General features: G+C 70.6%; 25 protein-coding genes. 12 read left to right on the top strand and 13 right to left on the bottom strand.

What is annotated here, in order from left to right:
- Positions 1–11: 11 nt before the first annotated feature.
- Positions 12–437: a CopG family transcriptional regulator gene (locus AC1DSA_RS20695; RefSeq protein ID WP_477892691.1), complete on the bottom strand. Its 426-nt coding sequence runs from the start codon at positions 435–437 to the stop codon at positions 12–14.
- Positions 438–618: 181 nt separating this feature from the next.
- On the opposite strand from AC1DSA_RS20695, the gene AC1DSA_RS20690 reads away from it, so the two are divergent.
- On the top strand, positions 619–1,938 hold the full coding sequence (locus AC1DSA_RS20690) for a M16 family metallopeptidase (RefSeq protein WP_477892689.1): 1,320 nt from the start codon (positions 619–621) through the stop codon (positions 1,936–1,938).
- A gap of 69 nt (positions 1,939–2,007) precedes the next feature.
- Positions 2,008–2,406: an alternative ribosome rescue aminoacyl-tRNA hydrolase ArfB gene (arfB, locus tag AC1DSA_RS20685; RefSeq protein WP_477892687.1), complete on the top strand. Its 399-nt coding sequence runs from the start codon at positions 2,008–2,010 to the stop codon at positions 2,404–2,406.
- A gap of 55 nt (positions 2,407–2,461) precedes the next feature.
- Here the strand turns inward: arfB and AC1DSA_RS20680 are convergent, their stop codons facing one another.
- The 7 genes from AC1DSA_RS20680 to AC1DSA_RS20650 all read right to left on the bottom strand — a co-directional run bounded on the left by AC1DSA_RS20680 (position 2,462) and on the right by AC1DSA_RS20650 (position 8,719).
- Positions 2,462–2,611 (bottom strand): hypothetical protein, encoded by a 150-nt coding sequence (locus AC1DSA_RS20680; protein WP_477892685.1) that lies wholly within the window; start codon positions 2,609–2,611, stop codon positions 2,462–2,464.
- 322 nt (positions 2,612–2,933) lie between these two features.
- Complete coding sequence (locus AC1DSA_RS20675) at positions 2,934–3,545, bottom strand: DUF938 domain-containing protein (RefSeq protein ID WP_477892683.1); 612 nt, start codon at positions 3,543–3,545, stop codon at positions 2,934–2,936.
- A gap of 334 nt (positions 3,546–3,879) precedes the next feature.
- Positions 3,880–4,296, bottom strand: coding sequence for a hypothetical protein (locus tag AC1DSA_RS20670; protein WP_477892681.1), 417 nt, complete (start codon positions 4,294–4,296; stop codon positions 3,880–3,882).
- A gap of 128 nt (positions 4,297–4,424) precedes the next feature.
- On the bottom strand, positions 4,425–5,063 hold the full coding sequence (locus AC1DSA_RS20665; protein WP_477892679.1) for a DUF2894 domain-containing protein: 639 nt from the start codon (positions 5,061–5,063) through the stop codon (positions 4,425–4,427).
- Positions 5,056–5,721 carry an OmpA family protein gene (locus AC1DSA_RS20660; protein ID WP_477892677.1) on the bottom strand — a complete coding sequence of 222 codons (666 nt, stop codon included), beginning with the start codon at positions 5,719–5,721 and terminating at the stop codon, positions 5,056–5,058. Before AC1DSA_RS20660 ends, AC1DSA_RS20665 begins: the two co-directional genes overlap by 8 nt.
- Positions 5,718–7,679, bottom strand: a complete 1,962-nt coding sequence (locus tag AC1DSA_RS20655; protein WP_477892675.1) for a coiled-coil domain-containing protein — start codon at positions 7,677–7,679, stop codon at positions 5,718–5,720. Before AC1DSA_RS20655 ends, AC1DSA_RS20660 begins: the two co-directional genes overlap by 4 nt.
- The gene (locus tag AC1DSA_RS20650) at positions 7,676–8,719 is read right to left on the bottom strand and encodes a DUF3348 family protein (RefSeq protein WP_477892673.1); all 1,044 of its coding nucleotides are present in this window, start codon (positions 8,717–8,719) and stop codon (positions 7,676–7,678) included. Before AC1DSA_RS20650 ends, AC1DSA_RS20655 begins: the two co-directional genes overlap by 4 nt.
- Here AC1DSA_RS20650 and AC1DSA_RS20645 point away from each other — a divergent pair.
- A complete protein-coding gene (locus AC1DSA_RS20645; protein ID WP_477892671.1) occupies positions 8,718–9,161 on the top strand; it encodes a hypothetical protein in 444 nt (147 codons plus the stop codon). The genes AC1DSA_RS20650 and AC1DSA_RS20645 overlap by 2 nt on opposite strands.
- A gap of 29 nt (positions 9,162–9,190) precedes the next feature.
- On the opposite strand, the gene AC1DSA_RS20640 is transcribed toward AC1DSA_RS20645, so the two are convergent.
- Positions 9,191–9,538, bottom strand: a complete 348-nt coding sequence (locus AC1DSA_RS20640) for a hypothetical protein (RefSeq protein ID WP_477892669.1) — start codon at positions 9,536–9,538, stop codon at positions 9,191–9,193.
- A 198-nt stretch (positions 9,539–9,736) separates the two neighbouring features.
- On the opposite strand from AC1DSA_RS20640, the gene AC1DSA_RS20635 reads away from it, so the two are divergent.
- The 5 genes from AC1DSA_RS20635 (at position 9,737) to AC1DSA_RS20615 (ending at position 18,682) form a co-directional block, all read left to right on the top strand.
- Positions 9,737–10,591, top strand: coding sequence for a 2OG-Fe(II) oxygenase (locus tag AC1DSA_RS20635; RefSeq protein ID WP_477892667.1), 855 nt, complete (start codon positions 9,737–9,739; stop codon positions 10,589–10,591).
- A gap of 83 nt (positions 10,592–10,674) precedes the next feature.
- Positions 10,675–12,234 (top strand): phospholipase D family protein, encoded by a 1,560-nt coding sequence (locus tag AC1DSA_RS20630; RefSeq protein ID WP_477892665.1) that lies wholly within the window; start codon positions 10,675–10,677, stop codon positions 12,232–12,234.
- A gap of 79 nt (positions 12,235–12,313) precedes the next feature.
- Positions 12,314–16,273 (top strand): CHASE domain-containing hybrid sensor histidine kinase/response regulator, encoded by a 3,960-nt coding sequence (locus AC1DSA_RS20625; RefSeq protein ID WP_477892663.1) that lies wholly within the window; start codon positions 12,314–12,316, stop codon positions 16,271–16,273.
- A gap of 97 nt (positions 16,274–16,370) precedes the next feature.
- The gene (locus AC1DSA_RS20620) at positions 16,371–17,339 is read left to right on the top strand and encodes a Bug family tripartite tricarboxylate transporter substrate binding protein (RefSeq protein WP_477892661.1); all 969 of its coding nucleotides are present in this window, start codon (positions 16,371–16,373) and stop codon (positions 17,337–17,339) included.
- A 17-nt stretch (positions 17,340–17,356) separates the two neighbouring features.
- Positions 17,357–18,682 carry a Rieske 2Fe-2S domain-containing protein gene (locus AC1DSA_RS20615; RefSeq protein ID WP_477892659.1) on the top strand — a complete coding sequence of 442 codons (1,326 nt, stop codon included), beginning with the start codon at positions 17,357–17,359 and terminating at the stop codon, positions 18,680–18,682.
- Positions 18,683–18,689: 7 nt separating this feature from the next.
- Here the strand turns inward: AC1DSA_RS20615 and AC1DSA_RS20610 are convergent, their stop codons facing one another.
- The 4 genes from AC1DSA_RS20610 to AC1DSA_RS20595 all read right to left on the bottom strand — a co-directional run bounded on the left by AC1DSA_RS20610 (position 18,690) and on the right by AC1DSA_RS20595 (position 23,079).
- Positions 18,690–20,174 carry a carboxylesterase/lipase family protein gene (locus AC1DSA_RS20610; RefSeq protein ID WP_477892657.1) on the bottom strand — a complete coding sequence of 495 codons (1,485 nt, stop codon included), beginning with the start codon at positions 20,172–20,174 and terminating at the stop codon, positions 18,690–18,692.
- Positions 20,175–20,196: 22 nt separating this feature from the next.
- Positions 20,197–21,057 (bottom strand): IclR family transcriptional regulator, encoded by an 861-nt coding sequence (locus AC1DSA_RS20605; protein ID WP_477892655.1) that lies wholly within the window; start codon positions 21,055–21,057, stop codon positions 20,197–20,199.
- Between the two features lie 62 nt (positions 21,058–21,119).
- Positions 21,120–22,076 carry a PDR/VanB family oxidoreductase gene (locus AC1DSA_RS20600; RefSeq protein WP_477892654.1) on the bottom strand — a complete coding sequence of 319 codons (957 nt, stop codon included), beginning with the start codon at positions 22,074–22,076 and terminating at the stop codon, positions 21,120–21,122.
- A gap of 22 nt (positions 22,077–22,098) precedes the next feature.
- On the bottom strand, positions 22,099–23,079 hold the full coding sequence (locus AC1DSA_RS20595) for a DODA-type extradiol aromatic ring-opening family dioxygenase (RefSeq protein WP_477892652.1): 981 nt from the start codon (positions 23,077–23,079) through the stop codon (positions 22,099–22,101).
- 97 nt (positions 23,080–23,176) lie between these two features.
- Between AC1DSA_RS20595 and rfbC the strand changes: the two genes are divergently transcribed.
- The 4 genes from rfbC to AC1DSA_RS20575 are packed head-to-tail and all read left to right on the top strand — an operon-like array spanning position 23,177 to position 26,511.
- The gene (rfbC, locus tag AC1DSA_RS20590) at positions 23,177–23,731 is read left to right on the top strand and encodes a dTDP-4-dehydrorhamnose 3,5-epimerase (RefSeq protein WP_477892651.1); all 555 of its coding nucleotides are present in this window, start codon (positions 23,177–23,179) and stop codon (positions 23,729–23,731) included.
- A 10-nt stretch (positions 23,732–23,741) separates the two neighbouring features.
- Complete coding sequence (locus AC1DSA_RS20585; protein WP_477892649.1) at positions 23,742–24,713, top strand: Bug family tripartite tricarboxylate transporter substrate binding protein; 972 nt, start codon at positions 23,742–23,744, stop codon at positions 24,711–24,713.
- Positions 24,710–25,684 carry a tripartite tricarboxylate transporter substrate-binding protein gene (locus AC1DSA_RS20580; RefSeq protein WP_477892647.1) on the top strand — a complete coding sequence of 325 codons (975 nt, stop codon included), beginning with the start codon at positions 24,710–24,712 and terminating at the stop codon, positions 25,682–25,684. The genes AC1DSA_RS20585 and AC1DSA_RS20580 overlap by 4 nt, the downstream gene beginning before the upstream one ends.
- On the top strand, positions 25,681–26,511 hold the full coding sequence (locus AC1DSA_RS20575; protein WP_477892646.1) for a pyridoxamine 5'-phosphate oxidase family protein: 831 nt from the start codon (positions 25,681–25,683) through the stop codon (positions 26,509–26,511). Before AC1DSA_RS20580 ends, AC1DSA_RS20575 begins: the two co-directional genes overlap by 4 nt.
- The last annotated feature ends 10 nt before the right edge of the window (positions 26,512–26,521 follow it).

Below are 26,521 nucleotides of genomic sequence, written 5' to 3'. Positions count from 1 at the left end.
TGGGTCCTCGTTCAGCGGATGCGTTGGCTCAACGCCTTCTTGACCGCGGGGCTGGCGTGCAGGGCGCCCAGCACGGTCAGCGAAGAGATGGTGGCGAGCGCCAGTTCGGGCGTCACGTCGGGGTCGATGGTGGCCAGGCCGAGCACGCGGATGTCGAGCGTTTCGCCCGCCGCCTTGCGCGCCTGCAGGTCCGCCTTCGTCACGTAGAGCACGCCCAGCGACAGCGTCTTGCGTGCGGCCGCCTGGCGCACCGAATCGGCATGCACGGCCAGCAGGTTCCTGGTCGCCGTGCGGATCAGGTCGGTGCGGTTGGCATAAAAGCCTTCCTGCACCAGCAGGTCGATCTGCCCGAGGTCCACGCAGCCCAGGTTGATGGTGACCTTCTCGTCCTGGGGCTTGGGCGCGGAACTCGCGGACTTGGTGCTGGCTCTCGGCATGTGGCCATCTTAGCACCATCCACTTGGATGGTGGAAGACTCCCCTTCGATCGGCCTTTCACGGCCGGGTCACCCCGTGCAGCGCTGCCGAGCGTGATGCGCCGCCCATGCGACGCGCTGTCCCGGGACGGAACCCGGCGATGACCGAGAATCGACCGGTTCCCCCCGAATCGCGGATCCGCTTGACCCTTTCCACCTTCGTCCACTCGCCCGCTGCATCGCCGGCCGCCTCGGCGCCCCTGCTGCACACCCTGGCCAACGGCGTGACCGTGCTGGCGGTGGCCATGCCCCAGCTGGCCAGCGCCAGCGTGGCCGTCTTCATCCGCGCCGGCTCGCGCGACGAAAGCGCCGACAAGGCGGGCGTCAGCCACTTCCTGGAGCACATGGCCTTCAAGGGCACGGCGACGCGCTCGGTGCAGGCGATCAACCTGGCGGCCGAGTCGCTGGGCGCCGACATGAATGCCTACACCGACAAGGACGCGACCTGCTACTACGTCGAGGGGCTGGGCCAGCACGCGCCGCAGATGCTGGCACTGCTGGCGGACATCGTGCTGGAGAGCACCTTCCCGCCGGACGAGATGGAACGCGAGCGCGAGGTGATCCTGCAGGAGTGCACCGAGTACGACGAGGACCCGCAGCAGCTCTCGTACACCTTGCTGGACGAAGCCTTGTGGGGCGAGCACCCCATGGGCCGGCCCATCATCGGCACGGCGGAAACGATCGCCGCGATGACCCGCGAGGACCTGGTCGCGCACGTGAAGAAGCACTACGTTGCCGACCGCATCGTCGTGGCGGCGGCGGGTAACTTCGACGTCGATGCCTTGTTTGCCCAGGCCGGGCGGCTGTTCGCCGGCGTTCCGGGCACCGGTGGCGCCGGCGCTCCCGATGCCCCGCGCCACGTCGGCGCACCGAAGGCGAAGCGCCTGCCCGGCGTCTCCCAGACCTACCTCAACATCGGCTGGCCGGCGCCCAGCCGCCGCCAGCATCCGCACCTGGCGAGCCTGGCGGCGACCCTGTTCGGCGGCGGCATGAGCGCGCCGCTGGTGGATGCCGTGCGGGAACGCCTGGGCCTGGCGTATTCGGTGGGCGCCACGGCCGACGTGGGCGATGTCCACGGCGCGCTGGTGATCGATGCCACCACCACCCCGGACAAGGTGCCTGCTTTCACGCAGGAACTGACGCGGCTGCTGGCTGCCCAGGTCGCATCCGTGTCGGCGACCGACCTGTCGCGCGCAAAGAATCAGCTGTCGGTGTCGCTGGTGCGCACCGTCGAGCGGCCCTTCCGCGTCCTGCAGCGCTGCGTCGAGCAGCTCTGGGCTGCGGGCACCGTGTTCGACGTGCGCGAATCGATCCAGCGCGTGCAGGACCTGGACGCCGCGACCGTGCGCCAGGCGTTCGAGGACATGCTGGCGTTTGCGCCGGCCACGGTCCTGGTGGGTGCGGGCGCCACCGCCAGGAAGGCCCGGGAGCTGCAGGCGCAGCTGCGGACGGGCCAGGTTTGAAACGGCGTCCGAACGCGGCGCCCCAGGACTGTCGTGATGGGTGAGGCGCCGGGGCGGGACAATGCCGGCATGCGCTTCGAGATTCCCGAGCACGAAGTCGAGATCACGGCGATCCGGGCCCAGGGGCCGGGCGGCCAGAACGTCCACAAGGTGTCCAGCGCGGTGCACCTGCGGTTCGACATCCGGGCCTCGTCGCTGCCGGCGCACGTCAAGCACAGGCTGCTGGCGCTCGGCGACCAGCGCATCACCAAGCACGGCGTGATCGTCATCAAGGCGCAGACCGCGCGCAGCCAGGAACAGAACCGGGCTCAGGCGTTGGAGCGGCTGGCGGAGCTGGTGGACGAGGCCTCGCAGACGCAGGCGGTGCGAAAGCCGACCAAGCCCACGTTCGGATCGAAGCAGCGACGGCTGAAGGCCAAGACCCAGCGCGGGCAGGTGAAGGCTTCGCGCGGCAACGAGCCGGTTTAAGGAGGGCTGCGGTCGGCCTGCCTTTCAGGTGTCGGGCCCATGGGGAAACGGCCCGTCACGACCAGATGCTGCGGTGCTTCAGGGCCAGCTCGTGGCGGCGCAGCACGATCTTCGAGACGTCGGGGTGCATCGGGTCGATTTCGCGCAGCGCCCAGCGGTAGAACGCTTCGGCGACGACGAGGTACAGCAGGTTGAGGACTTTCATGGGGCGGGCTCCGGTGTGCGCTCCTGCCTCTGGCGCCGGCCCTTGGGGGACAAGGGGCGGGGGGTCGGTGTGCGAGGGCGCCTGGCACCGTCTCGATCACCGCAGAGGTAGGAACGTCTGGACACATTTTTCCGGAGCCGGCACGAAGACGGTAGGGCTCCATAGTGCCAATGCACGAGGGGATGAAACGCGCAGCTCGCCGCCGGACGGTCGTCGGGAGGGTCGCGATCCCCTCACGGATGGGCTGGCGCGTGGCTCTTCCGGGCTATTGCGCGGCTGCCGGTGCCAGCTCCACGGCGCCGAACCAGTCCGCGCAACCCTCTCACGCCGAGAACACGAGCAGCAGGTTGTTGGCGGGCATGGCGTGCCGCTCGCGCAGCGCGAGTCCGGCGCGCCGGGCTTCTGCTTCGACGTCCTCCCGGCGGCGGATGCCCCAGGCGGGATGGCGTTCCCGCAGGCTCTGGTCGAAAGCCACGTTGCCCGCCGCGGTCGGCACGTCGTCTTCCAGGTAAGGACCGTAGGTGACCAGCAGCCCGCCGGGCACGAGCTGCCGCGCGGCGCCGCGCATCAGTCCGCCGCAGGCCTCCCAGGGGGCGATGTGCAGCATGTTGGCGCAGAAGATCAGGTCGAAGCGTTGGGCAAACGGTGCGGCAGGGGGCGCCGGCCAATCCGCGGCCATCACGTCCAGTTGCACGGGGGCGCGGACGTTGCCCAGCCCGGCAGTGCGCGCGGCGATGGCGGGCAGCATGGCGGGCTCGGCCTCGGTGGGCTGCCAGGTCCAGTCCGGCAGCGCCCCGGCGAAAGCGGCGGCATGCTGGCCGGTCCCGGAGGCGATTTCCAGCGCGATGCCGCGCGGTTGCAGCACGCGCTGCAATACCGCAAGGATCGGTTCCTTGTTGCGCTCGGCCGCGGGACTGTGGGGAAGATCGCTCATCGGTCCGCTGGCGCGGCGCAGCGCCCGGCGGGGCGCGCCGCAGGCCAGGAGCGCATCAGCTCTTCTTGTCCTGCTTGTCCTTCGGCGGCAGCCCGGCCTTGCGGCGGATGTCGCGCTGCACGTGCTTGAAGATGTCCTTCACGCCTTCGCCGGAGCGATCACCGGGCAAGCGCGATTCTTGCCAACCGGTGTCGGGCGGGGTGTCTGGCTTCCTTCCGGTTTTCATGAGCTTGGTCCCCTGCTGGTCCCGAGTGTCCACCTGTTTCCTCGACAGGACCGTAGGAATTTTCAATCATGCGCGCGCCGGCGTCGAGCACCACGAACGGCTTGAGCGTCAGCCCTCGCTCCAGGTGAAGGACACCTTGGCGGCGCCGGTGCCCAGCTGCACGTCCTTGTGCTGCGCCTTGCCGCCGTACGCGGCATCGATCCGGTAGCGCCCCGGCGCCGGAACGTCGAGCAGCATGAGGGGACCCTCGCAAGTTCCCTGCAGCACCACCTTGCCGTCCTGGCCGGTCACCTTCACTTCGACGCCGGCGACGTAGGCACCGCTGGTGCTGGAAAAGGTCACCAGGGCATGGTGGGCGGCGGCCTCGCTCTTGAAGCGGTCCTGTTCGCCCTGGCCCACGCCGCCGCAGGTGAATCCGGCCGGCGCCCGGTCGGGCCGGCCGGAAGCCGTGCCCTGGGCAAAGGCGAGCAGGCCGGCCTGGCACAAAAGGGCACCGATGACGCACCGCTGGATGAAAGTCTGCATGACGAGGTCTCCTGTAGCCCGAGCGTGCGGCCGTCCGCCGTGCCGCGCCGTCAGCGGCGGGGGAGCGATGGGGTAGGAGCCGGCCGATGGCAGCGCAGCGGTCGCCAGCGCGACCGTCGCCGCGCGCGCTATTTCTTCGTCTTCGGCGATGCGCGGGTGCCGCGCCGGGCGGCCTTGGCGGCTTCCCGCGGCAGTGGCCCGCCCGCGCGTTCCAGCCATTGCAGCGTCTCCACGCCGGCCACGAAGCGCCGCAGGTAGTCCGGCGACAGATCGCGCATCAGCGACAGGGCCTGCAGCACCAGCGCGTGCGAATTGAGCGGGCCCGCGTTGGCCGGCTTGCGGACCAGCGCCCGGTCCAGCTGTTCCAGGGACCGGCCACCGGCCCAGGCCCGGCGGAACCCCCGCACGCTCGCCAGTTCGTCGGGATCGTGGCTTTCCCCGGGCAGGGGCGACTGCACCCGCGCTGCGGCGGCCGCGCGGACGTGCGCGTTCAGCTGCCCGAGCGGCGTCGGGGCGGGCCGATCGCGCCGCGCCTGCGGGTCCGGCGCCACCGAAGTGGAGTGCTGTGCCTCCCGGGTCCTGGCCTGTTCCAGCTTCTGCTGCAGGAGCCGGCGGACCGGCTCCGGCAGCGTGGCCATGCGACGTTCCATCGCCTCATGGATGCGCGCGTGCACCGGGCCGACGGATGCGGCGCTGCCGTCGTCCACCGCGGCCGGCGGCTGCGGCTGCAGCGGGCTCTGCACCGGCGCCTGCGCGGGATCACTCACGGGGCGACGCAGTCTTCGCGCCGGCGGCGCCGGCCGCCCTCGGCACGGGGGCCATCTCCACGCGCCGGTTCAGCGCGCGGCCCTTGTCGCTGGCGTTGGACGCCACCGGCTGCTCGGCGCCGAAGGCCGCGGCGAACACCTGCGGCGACGGCATGCCTTCGTCGATCAGCGCACGCGTGACCGTCAGCGCGCGCTGGGCCGACAGTTCCAGGTTGTCGGTGAAGCGGCGGTTGCCGTCGCCGATCGGCTTGTCGTCGGTGAAGCCGCTGACCATCAGCATCTCGTTGCGTTCGCCCAGGTAGACGCGCAGCGGCGGCACCAGGCTTTGCAGCAGCAGGCGGCCTTCCGGGCGCAGCTGGTCCGAGTTCACCGGGAACAGCACGCTGCCGCTGATGCCGATGCGTCCGTCGCTCACCGTGATGCGGCCCGAGGCCAGCGGAATGGCCAGCGCCTTTTCCAGCGCGATGCGGCGCTGCTCCTCGATCCGGCGCTTGTCCATTTCGGACTTCAGGTTCGCCACCAGGTCCATCTGCACGACGAGCACGCCCAGCAGGATCAGCACGAACGCGCCCAGCAGGCCCGCCATCAGGTCCGCGAACACGGTCCAGATGGGCGCGGCGTCGTGCGTGCCCGGTTCGCCGTCGTCCAGTTCCATCATCCGGCGGCCTCTTCCGCGAGGGCGGCGGGCTTGCGCTGCCGGCCCTGGAGTTCGCGCAGGTTCTCGACCAGGCCTTGCTGCGACGCGATGCTCAGGTCGATCACCTCGCGCGCCTGCGCCACGTAGTAGGCGAGCTGTTCGTCGCTGCGCGCGGTGGAGCGTCCCAGCGCCGCCTCGATGCGCTGCAGGCCTTCGATCATCCGGTCGTTGCTGGCCTGGAACTGCTGCACGCCCTGGCCGAAGGCCTCGGCCACGCTGGACAGTTCCACGGCGCCGGCCGCGATGTGCGCCGCCATGTCGGCGGCCTGGTGGCCCTGCGCGTCGAGCGATTCGGTGAAGCGCGCCCCCGCCTGTTCCAGCACCGAGGACGCGGAGGCCACGAGCGCCTCGGTGGCCACGCTCTGGTCCTTGCTGGCCTGGTTCAAGGTCTGCAACAGGGCATTCAGCCGCTCCAGCAATTCGGTGCGTTCCTGCAGCGCGAGGTTGTCGCGCTCCGCCACGCGGCTCATCTCCTCGCGCAGCTGCGTGATCACGCCGGCGGCGGCCTGCGGCACTTCGGCCGCCGTGTTCAGCAGCCGCGTGATCGGCGCTTCCAGCGCGGCGCCCAGCGTCGCGAGATGCTGCGCGACCGAGGCCTGCAGTCCCTCGAGGCGCTGCACCGCGGCGTCGCCGTGCCGTTGTTCCACGTCGCGCAGCGCGGCCAGCTCGGTGCGCCACACGTTCGCGAGATCGTCCATCCGCTGGCCATGCTGCTGCAGCCAGTGCGCCTCCGACTCGCGCCGCACCCGCACCAGTTCCTGCGAGTCGTCCAGCAGCCCCAGCACGCGCTGCAGCGCCTGGCCGCTCTGCGCGCTGGTCTGTTCGGCGGATTGCCGCCACTGGTCCTGCAGTTCGGCGGACAGCGCCTGCAGCGCCTGCGTCCAGGCCTGCAGCCTGTCCCGTTCCGAGAGCACCTGCGCCGATTGCGCGCGCGCGGCGCTGTCGTCGACGCCCTTGAGCAGCGCGGCGCTGCGTTGCTCGAAGGCCCGCGCCAGGCGTTCCTGCAGGCCTTGCGCTTCGCCGACGACCTGGGCCATCGCCCGCTCGACGACCGGCCGGATCGTGTCGCCCGCCGCCTTGGCGCTGCCCGCCAGGCTGTCCTGCAGCGACGCGCCCACGCTGCGCGCGAGTTCGGTGTAGGCCAGCCCGGCTTCGCGCTGGAACTGGTCGTGCCGCTGCAGCAGGTGCTCATCCAGCTGCTGGCTGCGCGCCTCGATGCGTTCCATCATCGCGTGCAGCGCATCGACCACCGGCGGCAGCGCGGCGGCCTGCGCCTGCAGCGCCCGGAAGCTCTCCTGCCGCTGGTGCACCAGAGAGAACGGCTTCAGCAGCGTGGCGATCGCCTGTTCCAGCTGCCGCGCGACGTCCAGCCGCTCGCGCCGCGCGATGGCCGACATCAGCCCCAGCATCGCCGACGCGGCCACACCGGCCACCGAAGTGCCGAAGGACAGGCCCAGCCCGCGCACCGGCTCGGCCAGCGCGCCGCGGATAGCCTGCAGGTCGGTCGAGCCTTCCAGCGCGAACACCGCGCCCTTGAACGTGACCACCATGCCGAGGAAGGTGCCCAGCATGCCCAGCATCACCAGCAGTCCCACCAGGTAAGGCGTCAACGCGGGACCGGGCAGGACGCCGCGCTCGCCCTCGACGCGCGCGCGCACCGCGGTGCGCAGCACGGGCGGCACGCGCTGCAGCCAGTCCTCGAGCGAGGAGGGCGGCTGCGACAGGCCATCCAGTGCCGTGCGCAGGTCCGCGGTGGCTGCCCGGAACTGGCGCAGCTCGAAGGCGCCCAGCAGGTAGGTGGCGAGGATCACGGCGGTGACCGCGAGCGGCAGCCAGCCGCCGGCGGAAAAACCGGCGGTGATCCAGGCCAGCACGGCCACGCCGGCGGCAAAAGCCACGGCAAAGGAGAACTTGGTCATGGTCGCTTCTTCAATTCAGTGCCGAGCGCATCGATGAGGCCGGCCACCGGCTCCAGGCGCAGGTCGAGTTCGGCCAGCAAGGCTTCCTGCCAGTGGCGGGCGAAGGCCCCGTTGCCGTGGTCGTCGTCGGAAAGGTGCGACTGCTCGAAGCGCAGCTTCAGCAGCGCCGCCGCCTTGGGCAGCAGCGCCTGCTCGCGCGGCGCCAGCAGCGGTTCCAGCGTGGCATCCAGGGCCGCCAGCTGCCGCAGCCGCGGCGACATGCGCGAGACGGCCTGGCGCACGTGGCCCCGCAGCGCGCCGATCATCTGTTCCATCTGGCGCTGCAGCTCCAGGTGGCGGCGGTGGTAGGGCGCGTAGCCGGGATCCGTGCCGTCGGCGGCCTCTTCGCCGGACCCCGAGAGCGGATCCTGCGCGATGGCCTTGGCCAGCACCGAGCGCACCTTCCGGAAATCGTCCGCGAGGTCCGGCGTGCGGAGTCCCCGCGCGGCCGCCGCCTTGCCATCCGCCGCGGTGTCCAGGCCGCGGATGGACTGCAGCGACGCCTGCAGGCCGATCGCGTCGAAGGCGTTGACCCACAGGCTCAGGCGCTCGGCAAAGTCCATGGCGCCGGCTTCGTCGTCCACGGGCACTCCGTCGCCGATCAGGCGAACCAGTCTCGAACTGCCGAAAGTGCTGCGCAAGAAACCGTCCTCGGCACCGCAGGTGCCATCCACATCGTCCAGGGAGGGGCGCCGGCGGCCTGGGGGGCGATGTGACCGACTGAAACAGCCGGCGCCCCACTCCCGGATCCCGGGAAGCCGCTGCGCGACCCGTATTAGAAACGATCCGGGCCGGCGATCCTGACAGACGCGGCGAGGCGGCCGGCCGGCCCCTGGCTGGCAGCGGACCCAGTTGCGCCGCGGGTGCGCCGCCGTGTCTTTTTCCCGTGCCCCGGGCGGGTGGTTGCATCGGCCTCCCGCGTACTTAGGTTCCGCTTGCGCCGCCGTGGTGCGAGGGGTATGAAGGAACAAGAGGCGGCTTCGCCGCCAGGAGAGCCCCATGAAATCCCTGCTCCTTCCGCTGGCCTGCTGCGCGCTGCTGGGGGGCTGCGCCTATCCGTACGGCTACGGTTACGGCTACCCCTATTCCTATCCCTACGCCTACCCCGCCACCACGGTCGACCCGAACACCGGGACGACCCAGACCACCCCACCGTCCGCGGATCCCAGCGCCGCGACCTACGTGGTTCCCAATGGCTATGCCTATCCCAACCCCTATCCCTACGGGTATGCCTACGGGTACCCGTATTACGGCTACCCGTACTACGGCTACGGCTACCCGTACTACGGATACTCGCCCCTGTGGTTCTCGGGCAGCTTCCTCTTTTATGGCGGCGGCGGAGGCCACGGCGGCCATGCGCACGGCGGCCATGGCGGCCATGGCGGCCATTGGGGCGGTGGAGGCGGTGGCGGAATGCGAACCGGCGGCGGCGGACGCCGCTGAACGCGGAATCGTGCCGCGCCCCGCGGCCTTCAGCGAGGCGCCGTGCCGAACTCGCTCTTGGCCTTCGCGCAGGCGGGATCCCAGGGCATCATGTTGGTCACCACCACGTTGCCCGGCGACTGCACCTGTCCCACCTGCCAGCTCTCGCCGGGCCGCAGCGGGCGGCTATCGAGCGCGTCGGTCCATGCGCACTTGGCGACGTTGCTTCGGTTGATGAGCGTGGTGCTCATGTAGCCTGCGTAGTCGGTCCAGATTTCCATGGAGACGCCTGGGTGCCGCTCGAACTGGTACGAACGCTGCAGCACCGGCGGATAGACACACCCTGCCAGCATCGCGGCAGTCAGCAGCAGCGCGAGACGGGTGCGGGTGATTGGCATGGACATTCCTTGCAGCCGAGGGCCGGAGCGATCAGGGTAGGAGCCCGTCCGCGCCTTGGCAATGGGACCTGTGGCACCCGGCGCGAGCGGAACGCGACGAGGGATTCTGTTACCCGGGCACGGCGGGGTTAGTTCCCTCGGACTAGTGAACCGCCGCCGCTTTTGGGCTATGGTCGCGACGCCGAGGAGCCTGTCTTGATGCATCAGCCGTTCATTCCGCTTTCCCCCAGCCTGTCGGTCGATGCCCAGCAGATGGCCAGCCTGGGCGGCTCCGTGCAGGAGTCCTATTGCTCGGCGCAACCCTTTCCCTACATCGCGATCGACAACTTCCTGCCGGAGGACCTGCTGGAAGGCGTCGTTGCCGACCTCGCATCGCTGCCGCGTTCGGAGAGCAGCTTCGACCGCAGCCAGGAGCGCCTCAAGAGCTCCTACCCGCCCAACGAACTGCCGGAACGCACCCGCAACCTGTTCTGGTTCTTCAATTCGCGGCCGTTCCTGGCCTTCCTCGAGAACATGACCGGCATCCGCGGCCTGATGGGCGATCCGTATTACGTGGGCGGCGGCATCCACGAGGTGAAGACGGGGGGGCACCTGGACATCCACGCGGACTTCAACCACCTGTCCAAGCTCAACCTGGAACGCCGCCTGAACCTGCTGATCTACCTGAACCGCGATTGGCAGCCGGAATACGGCGGCCAGTTCGAGATCTGGGACAAGGAGATGAAGCACCGCGTGAAGGATTTCGACCCGCTGTTCAACCGCTGCGTGGTCTTCAACACCAGCTCGGACAGCTTCCACGGCAACCCGAACACCGTGCAGCATCCGCAGAACCGCTCGCGCTTCTCGATGGCGCTCTATTACTACACCGCGACCTGGGACGGGACGCGCCGCCAGCACACCACCCACTTCAAGGCCCGGCCCGGCTCGAAGGACCATCAGGACTGGGAAGTGCGGCTGAGCGAAGCCCTCGAAGACGTGACCCCGCCGGTGCTGTTCCGGCTGGGCAAGAAGGTGATCCACCGCTCTCGCAGGCTGCTCGGCTCGGCCCAGTGAAGGACGCCCGGCCCGCGCGAGGCCGCTAACCTGCGTCCTGACCGCGGCGGGCTTGCAGCGTCCCCGCGGGGCATACTCCCCGCATGAGCTCGATCCGTTCCGTGCTCGCCCGCATCGGCCTGTGCCTGGGCGTGGCGATGCTCGCCGCCTGCGCTCAGCTGCCGCCGCTCGAGGGCCGCACGGTCTCCGTCGCCGCCACCGACACCGCCAACACGCGCCTGGGCCGCGGCGTCGAAGAGCTCGTGCGCGCGCACCCGGGGCTGACCGGCGTGCTGCCGCTGCCCGGTGGGCTCGACGCCTTCGCCGCCCGCGCCACGCTGGCGGCGGCCGCCGACCGCACGCTCGACATCCAGTACTACATCTGGCACGACGACCTGTCCGGCGGCCTGCTGTTCGAGGCGCTGCGACACGCGGCCGACCGCGGCGTGCGCGTGCGCCTGCTGCTGGACGACGCCAACACCTCCGGCATGGACGAACGCCTGCGGGCGCTCGACGCGCATCCCAACATCGAGGTGCGACTGTTCAATCCCTTCGCCAACCGGGGGGCCCGGCTGCTGGACTACCTCGGCGACTTCTCGCGCGTGAACCGGCGCATGCACAACAAGTCCTTCACCGCCGACAACCAGGTCGCGGTGGTCGGCGGCCGCAACGTGGGCGACGAGTACTTCGCGGCCGGCACGGCCAGCACGATGTTCATCGACCTCGACGTGCTGGCGGTCGGCGAGGTGGTGGCGTCGGTGTCGCGCGACTTCGACCGCTACTGGGCCAGCGACTCGGCCTATCCCCTGGACAGGCTCGGGCCGCCGCCGCCCGCGTCGGGGCCGATGCGCAAGGCCTACGCGGCCGGGTCGGTGGAGGAGTACCTGCAGGCGATCAAGGAGTCCACCTTCGTGCGCGACCTGATGGCGCGCCAGATGGCCTTCGAGTGGGCGCCGGCCGTGATGATCAGCGACGACCCGGCCAAGGGGCTCGGCCGGGCCGAGGACAGCGGCCTGCTGTGGACGCAGCTGATGCAGGTCGTTCCGCGCGCGAAAGAGGAAGTCATCCTGGTGTCGCCGTACTTCGTGCCGACCGAGCGCGGTGCGGCGATGCTGTCCGACCTGGCGCGCGAAGGCGTGAAGGTGCGCGTGCTCACGAACTCCCTGGAGGCCACCGACGTGCCGGTGGTGCATTCCGGCTACGCGCACTGGCGCGCGCCGCTGCTGGCCGCCGGCGTGGAACTGCACGAGCTCAAGCGCGCCGCGGCACCGCCCGCGCCGCGCGAGCATCGCATGGGCATGGGCATGGGTATGGGTATGGGTATGGGCAGCAGTTCCTCCTCCAGCCTGCATGCGAAGGTGTTCCTGACGGACCGTCGCCGGGTGTTCGTGGGTTCCTTCAATTTCGATCCGCGTTCGGCCCGGCTGAACACCGAGCTGGGTTTCGTGATCGACAGCCCCGCGCTCACGGACGCCGTGGCCCGCAGGATCATGGGGCTCCTGCCGGAACTCACCTACCGGCTGCACCTGCAGGACGGCGCCGTGCAGTGGACGGAGCAGCAGGACGGCGCCGTGGTGGTGTTCGACAGCGATCCCCATACCGGCTGGCTGCTGCGCCTGGGCGTCTCCATCCTGTCGCTGCTGCCGATCGAAGACCAGCTCTGAGCGGGAGGCGGCGGCCGGTGTTGCGTCCTGTTGACGCAACCCGGGAGTGGGGCCTGCCCTTTGCCGCTACCATCCCGCGATGCAACGTCACACCCTGGCTGCCGTCGAGCCGGACGACGCCCCGTCCGCGGACGCGGAGGCGCAGCTGTCCGACGCCTCGGGGCGCAGCGGCGTGCTGCGGCCCCTCGCCATGGCGCTGGGCGTGCTGCTGCTGGGCGTGGTCGTGACCCTGCTGTCCTGGGACGTCACGCGCAACCTCGCGCAGCAGACGGAGGCGCGCCGCTTCGAATACCGCACGATCCGCATCGTGGGGGACCTGCGGCATGCACTGGAGGCCGACGAAGTGCTGCTGCGCTCGGTGGCTGCGCTGTTCAGCGTCGGCGGCGGCATCAGCCGCGCGCAATGGCGCGACTACTTCAACGTGATGGAAAACGGCACGCGCTCGCCGGGCCGCATGTGGCTGGCGTTCGCGCAGCGGGTGCCGGCGGCCGACCTGCAGACCCACGAGCGGCTCGCCCGCGCCGACGGATTGGGCACCTATGGCGTGCGCGCCAACGAGCAGCGGCCGGAATACTTCCCGCTGGCCTACTTCCGCGCCTTCGGCACCCAGGACCGCCGGCCGCTGGGGGTGGACCTGCAGGAGGATCCGGTGGCGCGCGAAGCGATGCTGCGCGCCGTGCAGACGGGCGCCATGGTGATGACCGGCCCGCTGACGCTGTCCTCGCCCAAGGGCCAGGGCGGCCAGGTGTGGGCCCAGATCGTCCCGATCTATGCGGGCGGCGCCGTGCCGCCGACGGCGCACGCGCGGCTCTCGGCGCTCAGCGGCTACCTGGTCGAGGCCTACGACGCCATGCAGCTGGTCCAGTCCGCGCTGGGTCCGGACGCGGCCGTCATCGGCCTGCGGGTGCGCGATGGCCAGGTGCCGGTGTTCATCAGTGCCGACCTGCAGACGTCCGCGGGCGACGAGGAGAAGAAGATCCGGCGCGTCGCTCAGCTGGAGTTCGGGCAGCGGCGCTGGGACCTCGAGTTCGTCGCCATGCCGCGCTTCGACAACAACCTCGGCGCGGACCAGTCCTGGGTGATCCTCACGCTGGGCTTCGTGATCAGCGGCCTCATGGCCGGCCTGCTGGGGCTGCTGGCGGGCCTGCGCGCGCGGGCGCTCAGCCTGGTGGCCCAGCGCACCAGCGCGCTGCGCAGCGCGCTGCAGCAGCATGCGGAGAGCGAGGCGCGGATGCGCGCGGTGTTCGACCACGCGCTCGACGCCATCATCACGATCGACCGGTTCGGCACGCTGCAGACCTTCAATCCCGCGGCGGAGCGGATCTTCGGCTGGCGCGCCGGCGAGGTGATCGGGCGCAACATCAAGATGCTGATGCCCGAGCCGGACCACTCGCAGCACGACGGCTACCTGCGCAACTACCTGGGTGGCGGCGCGCCCAAGATCATCGGCATCGGCCGCCTGGTCACCGGCCTGCGCAAGGACGGCTCGCGCCTGCCGCTGGACCTGGGCGTGAGCGAAATGCCGGTGAACGGCGAACTGTTCTTCTGCGGCGTGCTGCGCGACGTCACCGAGCGCATGGAGCGCGAGGCGGCGGTGCACGCCAGCGAACGCAAGCTGCGGTCGTACATCGAGCAGTCGCTGGACGGCGTGATGGTGGTGGACGACCAGGGCCGCTACCTCGAGGCCAACCCCGCTGCGGCCGACATGCTGCGCTACACCGAGCACGAGCTGCTGCAGATGTCGGTCTCCGACCTGTTGCCGCCGGACGGGCCCGAGCGCGAGGCCGGCCTCGCGCATTTCCGCAAGGTGGCGATGGAGGGGCGCGCCAGCGGCGAGGTGGTGCTGCTCAAGCGCGGCGGCGAGCGCTTCGTGGTGGACATCAACGCGGTGGACCTCGGGGGCGGCCGCTACCTGGGCATCTTCCGCGACGTCACCGAGCGCAAGCGCACCGAGCTGGCGCTGCAGCAGGAGCGCCAGCTGCTGGAGCAGCGCGTGCGGGAACGCACGGCGGTGCTCACCGACACCAACAAGGCGCTGGAGGAGGAGATCGTCGAGCGCCGCCGGATCGAGGCCGAGCTGGTGGCCGCGCGCGAGCAGGCGCTGCAGGCGGCCGAGGCCAAGGCGACCTTCCTGGCCAACATGAGCCACGAGATCCGCACGCCCATGAACGCGGTGATCGGCATGACCGCGCTGCTGGAGGACACCAAGCTGGATGGCGAACAGCTGTCGTACGTGCAGACCATCCACACCAGCGGCGACGCGCTGCTGTCCACCATCAACGACATCCTGGACTTCTCCAAGACCGAGTCGGGCATGCTGGAACTGGAACGGCGGCCGTTCGAGCTGGGCGTGTGCATCGAGGAAGCCTTCGACATGGTCGCGCCGAGGGCGGCCGACAAGGGCATCGACCTGCTGTACGAGCTGATGGACAACGTGCCCCACTGGCTGGTGGGCGACAGCACGCGGCTGCGCCAGGTGCTGGTGAACCTGCTGTCCAACGCGGTCAAGTTCACCGATGTCGGCGAGGTCTGCCTCACGGCGAGCGTGCTCAAGCGGGAGGCCGAGCACGTGCAGCTGCGCTTCGCGGTGCGCGACACGGGCATCGGCATCCCGCCGCAGCACCTGGAGCACCTGTTCAAGGCCTTCTCGCAGGGCGACGCCTCGACCACGCGGCGCTACGGCGGCACTGGCCTGGGCCTGGCGATCAGCGCCCGGCTGGTGCGCCTGATGGGCGGCGACATCCGCGTGGAAAGCGAGGAGCGCAAGGGCTCGGTGTTCTCCTTCACCGTCGAGGCGGGCATTGCCCAGAACGTGCCCACCGCGCAATACCGCTCCGGCAGCGCGCCGGAGCTGGCCGGCCACAAGGTGCTGCTGGTCGACGACAACCCGACCAACCTGCAGATCCTGAAGACGCAGTGCACGCGCTGGGGCATGGAGGTGGCCTGCGCCAACCGGGGCACCCACGCGCTGGCGCTGCTGGAGGCGGAAGGCCCGTTCGACGCCGCGGTGCTGGACCTGCACATGCCCAACATGGACGGCCTGCAGCTGGCCCGCGCGATCAGCGCGCAGAAGGGCGACAGCGCGCCACCGCTCGTGCTGCTGTCCTCCTCGCCCGGCCGCACGCGCGACCAGGGGGCGATGCGCCTGTTCGCCGCGACGCTGTCCAAGCCGGTGAAGCATTCGCGCCTGTTCGCCGTGCTGGACGAGGTGATCCACCATCGCCGCGCCGCGCCCCTGCCGTCGCCGGCGCACATGATCGACCACGCGCTGGCGCAGCGGCTGCCCATGAACATCCTGGTGGTGGAGGACAGCGAGATCAACCGCAAGCTGGCGGTGAACATGCTGCGCAAGTTCGGCTACGCCTGCGAGGTGGCCGAGGACGGCCGGCAGGCAGTGGACATGGTGCGCAACGGCCGCTTCGACCTGGTCTTCATGGACCTGCAGATGCCGGTGATGGACGGCCTGGAAGCCACGCGCCAGATCATCGCGACGCTGCCGGCCGGCCGGCGTCCGCGCATCGTCGCGATGACGGCCAATGCCATGCCGCAGGACCGGCAGCGTTGCCTGGATGCGGGCATGGACGACTACATCGCCAAGCCGATCCTGCCGGTGACGGTGCAGGGACTGATCGAGCGCTGGTCGCCGCAGCAGCGCGGCCGGGCGGCGGCCGACAGCGGCGACGGCCTGCTGGACGAGGGCATCCTGAAGGAACTGGCGGCGCTGGACGATCCCGATGCGCCTTCGATCCTGCGCGGCCTGCTGGGCGACTACCTCAACGAGACCCCGGCGGCCCTCAGCGCCATCAAGCAGCACCTGCAGAACGGCCAGAGCGAGGAGATCGGCCGGCGCGCGCACAAGCTGGCGGGCACCAGCGCGAGCCTGGGCGCCAAGGCGGTGGCGGAGGTCTGCTACCGCATCGAGCATGCGGTGCAGCGCGGCGAGACGGCGCCGCTGCCGCCGCTGGTGGAGGAGCTGGAGATGCGCTTCACGCGCACGCGCGGCGCACTGCAGCGCTACGGTTCGCTCGACCGCACCTGAGCGGGCAACCGGTGATCCGGGAAAGGCCCGGTGCCCACCGCGCCCGGCCTGCGCGAAGATGGAAGCAAATTCCATTTTCGCTCCCAGGAGATCTTCCATGCTCAACCGCCGACGATGGCTGGCCGCGGCCGGCGGCACGGCCGCCGCGCTGTGCCACCTGCCGCTGCGGGCCGAGGACGACAAGGCGCCGATCCGGCTGCTGGTGGGCGCCTCGGCGGGCACCGACTTCACGGCACGGCTGATCGCGGAGAAGCTGCGCGAGGCGCTGGGGCGGCCGGTGGTGGTCCTCAGCAAGCTCGGCGCCGGCCAGCGCGTGGCCCTGAACGAACTGCAGAAGTCGGCGCCCGACGGCCGCACGCTGATGCTGGTGACGAGCGCGCCGTTCTCGATCTACCCACACATCTACCAGAAGCTCGACTACGAACCGCTGAAGGACTTCACGCCGATCGCCGGCGTGTCCTCGTTCGACGTCGGCATCGCCAGCGGTCCCGCCACCGGCGCAACCACGATGCAGCAGCTCGTGCAGTGGATCAAGGCGAACCCGAAGCAGGCGATCTACGGCTCCGCGCCCGGCACCGGCTCGCTGTCGCACTTCGTGGGCATCTCGCTGTCGCTGGCGATCGGCCAGCCGCTCACGCACGTGGCGTACAAGGACAGCCCCGTGGGCCTGCTGGACGTGGTCACCGGCCGCTTGCCGATGATGATGACGGGGCTGTCCGGGATGATCGAGCTGCACAAGGCCGGCAAGCTGCGCGTGATGGCGTCCTCGGGCGGCACGCGTTCGCCGCTGCTGCCCGACGTGCCGACGCTGGTCGAGGCGGGCGTGAACGTCAACACGACCTCCACCGTCGGCATCTTCGGGCCGGCCGGCATGCCGCCGGAAGTGGTGAAGCCGCTCACCGCGGCGATCCTGCAGATCGCCAGCACGCAGGACTATCGCGACAAGCTGGCGCCCTTCAACGTGTTTCCCAAGCCGGCCGCGCCGCAGGAACTGACCGCCATCCTGCAGGGCGAATACCGCCAGTTCGCTGTGCTGGTCAAGGCCAGCGGCTACACCCCCGAATGAAACGAGGAGACCCCCCCTTGAGCGCGCAAGAAACCGGCAGCCTTTCGAGCAATTCCGAGATGATGACCCGCGTCGGCCCGGGCACCGTGATGGGCGACCTGATGCGGCGCTACTGGCTGCCGGCGCTTGCCGCGGGCGAGCTGAAGGCCGACGGCGATCCCGTGCGGCTGCTGCTGCTGGGCGAGAAGCTGCTGGCCTTCCGCGATTCGTCCGGGCGCGTGGGCGTGGTGGACCACCGCTGCCCGCACCGCTGCGCCTCGCTCTTCTTCGGCCGCAACGAGCACGATGGCCTGCGCTGCGTGTACCACGGCTGGAAGTTCGACGTGGAGGGCCATTGCGTCGACATGCCCAACGTGCAGAACGGCGACGCGATCCGCGGCAAGGTGAAGGCGAAGGCGTACAGGACGGCCGAGCGCGCCGGCATCGTCTGGGTCTACATGGGACCGCAGGACGACGTGCCGCCGCTGCCGCTGCTGGAGGCCGCGCTGGTCCCGGAAGGGGAAGCCAACGTGCGCTTCGTGCAGCGCGCCTGCAACTGGCTGCAGGCGCTGGAGGGCGACATCGACACCTCGCACTTCGGCTTCCTGCACGCCGGCCATGCGCAGGCCGAGGACTTCCAGGACGACCACCCGATGCGGCACACCGTGACCAATCGCGCGCCGGAGTACCAGGTGGCCGAGACGCCCTGGGGCACCAGCTACGGCGCCCACCGCGAGGAAGAGGACGGCCGCGTGTCCTGGCGCGTGGCCAACTTCCTGTTCCCGTTCTGGACGCAGGCGCCGAACTCCGACTTCCTCACCAACGTGGGCGTGCGCGCCTGGGTGCCGATGGACGACGAGCACACCATGGTGCTGATGCTCTCGTGGAAGAAGTCGCCCGGCCCCTACACCGGCATGCCGCTGAAGAACGGCAAGCCGATCCCCGGCTTCGCGCCCGCCGTGGACTACCTGCCTCCCGGCACGGACTGGTACGGCCGCTGGCGGCCGCGCGCGCGGGCGGAGAACGACTACGAGATCGACCGCGACGCGCAGCGCCGCAACGAGATCTACACCGGCATCCGCATGGTGTTCATGCAGGACCAGGCGATCACCGAGTCCATGGGCGTGATCACCGACCATGCCTGGGAACACCTGGTGGCGAGCGACCAGATGGTGGCCCGCACCCGACGCCGCGTGCTGAAGGCGGCGCTGGCCCTGCGCCAGGAAGGCACGCCGCCGCCCGGCGTGCGCGATCCGGAAGTGATGTGGGAGGCGCGCAGCGGCTCCTTCCACACGCCCGCGGACGCCGACTGGCAGCAGGCCTACCGCGAGCACCTGGCGGCGGCGGTGCGGGTGCCGCGCTAGGGCCCTGCTAGCGGCCGTAGAAGCGTTCGAGGAAGTCCAGCTGCGGCCGGCGCCAGGCGCCGTCGGCGCGCACCGTGTCGCCCAGCACCTGGTGGTTGTCGTCGGCGGGGCGGTAGGCGTCCCAGCGCGGCAGGCCCGCGCCGTTGGGATCGCCCTGCGCCGCGAAAGCGACCCAGTACCTGCGCATGGTGGCGGACAGCGCCTCGTCCACCGCATCGAAGTCCGGCGCCACGCCCGGCGGCGCGGCGTCCACGTTGCCGAAGGCGTGGGCCATTTCCTCGCCGTGGTGCGGACCGTCGGCCTGGTGCGGCCGGCGCCGCGTGAACAGGTACTTGAAGGTGCGCGGCTCCAGCGGGGCCATGCACTGCGCCAGCAGCCGCGTGCCGTAGTTGAACTGCGTGTCGGCGAACATCTCCGCCACCGCGGAGCGCGCCTCGCCGTCCGTGCGGGCGCGCCAGAGGGCCGCGGCCTCCATCGCCGCCGGGCCGAAGTTGTGCTCCACCTGGCCGCGCCAGGCGGCGAGCGAGTCGACCGGCCAGGCCCGCGTGAGCAGCGTGCCCTCGTCGGCGTTGCTGCCCACGATCAGCGGCATGGCGTGCATGCGGCCGGCCTGGAAGGCGGGGCGCTCGTCCTGCGGCAGCAGCCAGCCGTCGCGGATCGGCCGCAGCACGCGCGGCGTGGTCAGGCCGCGCACGGCGGGATTGAGCAGCGACGTGCGATCGAGCACCTCCCGTGCCGACAGCGCGCGCAGCTCCATGATGCCGGAGCCGAGCTGCAATCCGGCCTGCTCGGCCTCGGCCAGCGTGGCCAGCGGCCGACCGGCGCCGGGGCTGTGCAGGATCGCGCGGTCGAACGCGCCCTTCGCCTGCGGCGACGCCAGCAGCAGCGAAAGCGATGCCGAACCGGCCGACACGCCGAAGGCGGTGATGCGCGATCGGTCGCCGCCGAAGGAATCGATGTTCTCGCGCACCCACGCGAGCGCGGCCAGCTGGTCCAGCAGCCCGTAGTTGCCGGACACGCCCTGCGCCGATTCGCGGCTCAGCGCCGGGTGCGCCAGGAAGCCGAACAGTCCGCTGCGGTAATTGAGCGAGACGACGACGGCGCCCTCGCCGGCCAGGCGCGCACCGTCGCTGCGCTGGTCCGAACCGCTGCCGCCCGTGAAGCCGCCGCCGTGCACCCACACCATCACCGGCAGCGCCGCATCGGCGTCCAGCGAGGGGGTCCAGACGTTCAGGTAGAGGCAATCCTCGTCCTGGCGCGCCGCGCGAAAGCGCGGGTTGACCGCCTGGGGAAAGTCGGGCCCGAAGGCGAGCGCATCGCGCACGCCCTGCCAGCCGGACGCCGGCTGCGGCGGCCGCCAGCGCAGGCCGCCCACGGGAGGCGCCGCGTAGGGGACGCCGAGGAAGCTCGCCACATCGTCGTCCTGCCGGCCGCGCAGCCAGCCCTGGCGCACCTCCACGGTCGCGAATTCGGTGCGGCTCTCGTCGTGCACGGGGGACTCCTGGGACCGGGGCTCAGCGCCGGCCGAGCGATGGGGTGGGCGGCTCCGCCGCGAGGCGGCGGCGCACTTCGGTCGCCAGTTCCACCAGCCGCTTGCCGTTGCGTTCCATGACCGCGGCCGTCTGCGTGGCGACGTTGCCCTGCGAGTTGAAGGCCATCAGCGCGCGGCCATCGCTGTGCACGAAGGGTACGGCCACCGAGTTGGTGGTCTTCTGGAAGCTGCCGGCGGCGATGCAGAAGCCGCGCCGGTCCACCTGTTCCACGGCGTCGTCCAGCTCCTGCTGCAGGGCGGGCCATTCCTTGCGGTAGTGCTCGCGCAGCTCCTCGTACAGCCGCGCGCGCTCCTGCGGCTGCATGGCCGCGATGCAGGCGCGGCCCATGGCCGTGCGGATCAGGGGCACGCGGAAACCCACGCGCTGGCGCCGGTTCGGGTTCGACTCGCCCAGCGCGTATTCCAGGTACAGGACGCTCAGGCCCTCGTGCACGCCCAGGCCCACGTTGGTCTTGCTGCGGCCGGCCAGTTCCTCCATCAGCGGCCGCGCGATGGTGGGCACCGGCATGTTCACCAGGTAGGGATAGGCCAGGCTCACCACGCCCGCGGCCAGCTCGTACTTGCCGAAGTCCGGCAGGTAGCGCAGGTAGCCCAGCTGCGTCAGCGTGTAGGTCAGGCGCGAGACGGTCGGCTTGGGCAAGCCGGTCGCCGCCGCGATCTCCACGTTGCCCAGCAGCTGCCGGTCGAACTGGAAGGTGCGCAGGATCGCGAGCCCGCGCGCCAGTGCGTTGTTGAAGCGGGGATCCTCGTCCTCCGTCCTGATCTGGATGCCTTCGGAATAGTCCGGCAACACCGGCTTGTCCTTGCGGCTGGGTCGCCCCACGTGTCCTCTCCTGTCGTGCGTCCAACCCCGCGAGTCTATCGATGTGGCGTAGCGGTCCATGCTCAAAGGTCCAGGACGAGGAGGGGGTCCTTGCTGCCGGAGCAGCAGACCATCATCACCTTGTTCGCGGCCTTCTCCTCGTCGGAGAGCAGCGAATCGCGGTGGTCGGGGGTGCCGGAAAGCACGCGGGTCTCGCAGCTGCCGCAGATCCCCTGTTCGCAGGAGGCCTGCACCGAAATGCCTTCCTGCCGCAGCGTGTCGAGGATGGTGCAGCCCTGGGCGATGCGGATGCTGCGGCCGCTGCGCGCGAGCTGCACGGTGAAGCCGCCTTCGGCCACCACCGGCGCCGCCGCCGCGAACCGTTCCAGGTGCAGGTGGCCGGAGGGCCGGCCCGCGCCCGCGGCCTCGAAGGCATCGAGCATGGGCGCCGGCCCGCAGCAATACAGGTGCGCCTCCTGCGCGGCGCGCGCGACGATGTCCGCGATCGGCAGCGGCCGGTTGCCGTTCTCCGCGTCCACGTGCAGCTGCAGCTCGGGACCGGACAGCACGTCCACGAACGCGGCTTCCTCGCGCCGGCGCACGCTGTAGTGCACTTCGAAGGAGGCGCCCAGCGCCCGCAACCGCTGAACCATGCAGGCGATCGGCGTCACGCCGATGCCGCCGGCAACCAGCACCGTGTGGCGCGCTTCCTCGTGCAGGGCGAAGTGGTTGCGCGGCCCGCCCAGCTGCAGCACGGTGCCGACCTTCAGCTGCTCGTGCACGTAGCTGGAGCCACCGCGGCTTGCCGGGTCGCGCTTGATGCCGACCACGTAGCAATGCGTCTCCTGCTGCGGATTGCACAGCGAATACTGGCGCACCAGGCCGTTCGGCAGGTGCAGGTCGACGTGGGCGCCGGCCGTGAACGGGGGCAGCGCGCCGCCGTCGACCGCGCGGAACTCGACCAGGTGGATGCCCTCGGCGGCATAGCGGATCGCGGTGAGCCGCGCCCGCAGGGTGGTCAAGGCGGCGGGGCGGTCCATGGTGCTGCTGCTCGCGTCCACCTCAGCTCCAGTCGGCGAAGCACAGGCCGGTTCCGGTGCCCGCGCGCGTGCGATAGGCCGGGATGTATTCGAGGCGGCGCAGCGCCAGGTGCTCCACCGCGCCGGCCATGCAGATCCAGTTGCGGATCTCGGAGCTGCCCGAGTTGAGCTGTTCACGCGGCAGTTCGGCCAGCGCGGCGGCGTTCCTCTCGCGCAGCGCGCGGATCACGCGGCCGTCCAGGTCCGGGTCCACGGTGAAATGGCTGAGCCCGCCGGAGGCCAGCACGCCGATGCGCTGGTTCCCGGGGAAGCTCTCCACCGCGCGCCGCAGCGCCTGGCCCAGGCGATAGCAGCGCCCCGGCGTCGGCTGGTTGGGCGGGTAGTAGGTGTTGAGGAACACCGGCACCACCGGGATCACCAGGCCGGCCAGCAGGCGGTTGTGCACGAAGCCGAAGGCGTGGCCTTCGCCGTAGCCATCGGCCAGGGTGTTGGCGCAGGAGAGATCGAAGTCCTCCATGAGCTGCGCGATCAGGTGCTCCGCCAGCCTGGCGTCCACCGGGTAGTCCCGCGGCTGCTCCGGCTCGAAGTAGCGGGCCGAGGCCTGGCGCGCCCAGTCCGGGCCGGGGTGGCTCGTCAGCGGGACGTTGCGGATCGACTCGCCACGGTAGAGCAGCACCGCCGGCATGTTGGCGTCGTCGTAGAGCTCCTTCTGGTCGTCGCCCACCACGATCAGCGTGTCCAGCCTGGCGTTGCGCACCACGGCGCCCAGCCGCTCGACCTCGGCGAGGGCGCGCTGGTGCTTGTCCGCGAACACTTCCGGGGTGAGCTGCGCGGCCATGTCCGCGGGCGCCAGCCGTTCCAGCTCCTCGTAGCTGACGGGCCGGCCGTCCTTCGTGAGGTGGGGCCGCAGCCGGTCGCGCTCGATGAAGCGCGACCAGTCCGCCACCGGCGCGTTGAGCATGGGCGTGTGGGAGGTGCCGATTCCCAGGACGATTTGGGCCATGTGGTCTTTCGCCCCTTGGGGGCATTGCGGTTGCGGAATTCGAAAAATGGAATTAGATTTTGATTTAGATCAAACCCCGCCGTCAAAGAAAAACCCCATGGAGACCCGCCCGCTGGGCCTGGAAGGCCTGTTCGTCCTCGAGCCCGACGTGAGCTCGGACGCGCACGGCCGCTACAGCTACTACTACAGCGAGCGCGATTTCGCCCTCGCCGGCGCGGCATCGCACTACGTGCAGGAGCACGCATCGCGCTACCCGCTGAGGCACACGGTGCGCGGCCTGCATTTCCAGAGGCCGCCGCACGCGCAGCACAAGGTGGTGCGCGTCGCCAGCGGTCGCATCTGGGACGTGTGCGTGGACGTGCGGCGCGGCTCGCCCACCTACGGCCGGCACGCGGCGGTGGAACTCGCCGCCGGCGACTGGCGCCAGCTGCACGTGCCGCCCGGCTTCGCGCATGGCTTCTGCACGCTCGAGCCGGACACCGAGATTGCCTTTCGCCTCACCGACTACAACGACCGCGACCACGCGGGCGGCCTGCTGTGGAACGACCCGGCGCTGGGCATTGCCTGGCCCTGCGGCGACCAGCCGGCCTGGGTGTTTCCCGCCGACCGGCAGTGGCCGGCGCTGGCAGCGCTCGATTCCCCTTTCCACTGAAGGAGACCAGATGACCACCCGCCGCACCGCCTTGCGCGGTCTCGCCGCCGGCGCAGCCAGCGCGCTCGCCGGCCCGCTCCTGGCGCAGGACGACAAGTCCGCCATCACCGTGCTGGTGGGCGCCGCCTCGTCGATGGACTTCACCGCGCGCCTGGTCGCCGAACAGCTGCGCGAAGCCATGGCGCGGCCCGCCATCGTGCTGAGCAAGCTGGGCGCCGGACAGCGCCTCGCACTGGGCGAATGCAAGCGCGCGGCGCCCGACGGCCGCACGCTCGTGTTCGCCACCAGCGGGCCGTTCTCGGTCTATCCCTTCATCTACAACAAGCTGGACTACGACCCGGTGGCGGACTTCACCCCGATCGCCGGCATCTCGTACTTCGACGTCGCGATCGCCACCGGCCCCATGACCGGCGCCCCCGACTTGAAGCAGCTGATGGAGTGGCAGCGCTCGCAGAAGGACCCGGTGTTCGCCTCCGCGCCGGGCAACGGTTCGCTCTCGCACTTCGTCGGCATCTCCACCAGCCTGGCGACCAAGGTGCCGATGACGCACGTGCCCTACAAGGACAGCGGCGTGGGCATCGTCGACCTCGCGGCGGGCCGGCTGCCCATGCTGATCACGGGCCTGCAGCCGCTGATCGAGATGCACAAGGCCGGCAAGATCAAGCTGCTGGCCGTCTCCGGCGACGTGCGCTCGCCGCTGGTGCCCGAAGTGCCGACGCTTAAGGAAACCGGCGTCAACGTGGTCAGCAGCACCTACACGGGCGTGTTCGGCCCGGCGAAGATGCCGCCGGATCTGGTCAAGCGCCTGCACGATGCCATCACGCCGATGCTGTCCAACCCGGCGGTCAAGGAGAAGCTGGCGCAGCAGGCGATGACGCCCTGGCCCGCCAGCGGCCAGCAATTGGCCGGCCTGCTGGGCGACGAGCGCAAGCGCTTCGAAGCACTGGTCAAGGCCAGCGGCTACCAGCGGGAGGATGCATGATGCGCCGCCGCCTCGCCCTGCAGTCGCTCGCCGCCGGCGGCGCGGCGCTGGCGGCGCCGGCGCTGCTGGCGCAGGAGGACAAGTCGCCGATCACCATCCTGGTAGGGGCTGCATCCTCGATGGACTTCACCGCGCGCCTGGTGGCCGACCAGCTGCACGACGTGCTGGGCCGGCCCGTGGTCGTGGTGAGCAAGCTGGGCGCCGGCGGCCGCGTCGCGCTGAACGAACTCAAGCGCTCGGCGCCCGACGGCCGCACGCTGATGTTCTCGACCAGCAGCCTGTTCGCGATCTATCCGCACATCTACACCCGGCTCGACTACGACCCGATCGCGGACTTCACGCCGATCGCCGGCGTGAGCCTGTTCGACCTGGGCCTGGCCACCGGCCCGATGACCAACGCTGGCGACGTGAAGCAGCTGGTGGCATGGTCCCGGGGCCAGGGCGCGGGCGCGGTGTACGGCGCCGCGCCGGGCGCGGGCTCGTCCTCTCACTTCGCCGGCATCGCGATGGCCCAGTCCACCGGCGTTCCGTTCCAGCCGGTGCATTACAAGGACAGCGGCGTCGGCATCATCGACCTCGCCGCCGGCCGCCTGCCGATGCTGATCACCGGCACCAGCCCGCTGGCGGTGCAGCACAAGGCCGGCAAGATCAGGCTGGTCGCGGTGTCGGGCGAGAAACGCTCGCCGCTCGCGCCCGAAGTGCCGACCTTCAAGGAGCAGGGCTTCGACGTCGTGATCGAGAACTCCGCGGCGCTCTACGGCCCCGCGAAGCTGCCGCGCGACATGGTCGAACGGCTGCATGCCGCGCTGATGCCCATGCTGTCGTCCGCGCCCGTGCTGGAGAAGATGGCGGGGCAGGGCATGGCGCCCCAGCCCATGAACGGGGTCCAGCTCTCGGCCTGGCTGGCCGCGGAACGCAGGCGCTACGAGTCCCTGGCCAAGGCGAGCGGCTACGTGCCGGAGTCGCTGTGAAGAAGGCCGAGGCACTGGCCCTCGCGCAGCGCTTCCAGCAGGCGCGCGTGCAGGCAGGGCCCGAAGGCCGTGCCACGCTGATGGCGCTGCTGCAGCCGCAGGCGCGCTACCTGATGCTGGGCAAGGACGTGAACGGCTCCGACGCCGTGGCCGAGGAGCTGGTGTCGGGCGTCAACGCGCCGCTGTCGCGCCGCCTCGAGTGGGAGGCGCCGCAAGCCGTCGGCGAGCAGGTGCGGCTGCACGGCCGGCGCCAGCCGGGCGGCCGCGACCGCGAGCTGGTGGTGATGCTGTCCTTCGTCGGCGACGCCGTCGCGCTGGTGCAGGAGCAGCGCATGCCCGCGCCGCCCGCGGTGGCGCAGGCCATCGTGCTGCCGGACGACGTCAGGAAGCGCATCGACAACGCGCTGGTCGATCGCAAGCCGATGCTGGTCGCGCACGTGGACGCGCAAGGGCAGCCGGTGCTGAGCTTCCGCGGCTCGGTGCAGGTGCACGCGGACGACCAGCTGGCGCTGTGGGTCCGCAATGCGCAAGGCGGCTTCATCGCGGCCATCCTCGCCAATCCGCGGATCGCGCTGATGTACCGCGACGAAGGCGCCAAGGCGACCTACCAGTTCCAGGGCCGCGCGCGCGTGACCGAGGTCGCGGCCGAGCGCCAGCGCATCTTCGAGCGCGCGCCGCCGATCGAGCGCGCGCACGACTTCGCCATGCTGGGCGCCGCCGTGGTCGTGGACCTTGACCGCGTCGAGGGCTACGCGGGCCTCGGTCCGCACGGCCAGGTCGATGGCATCCGCATGCTGCGCGACCCCGCACCGCACACCCCATCCTGATGGAGCAACG

Source organism: Ramlibacter sp. P4_H7, assembly GCF_056400765.1.
Note: the sequence above shows the minus strand (reverse complement) of the source record. Positions and strands in the feature narration are given on the sequence as shown.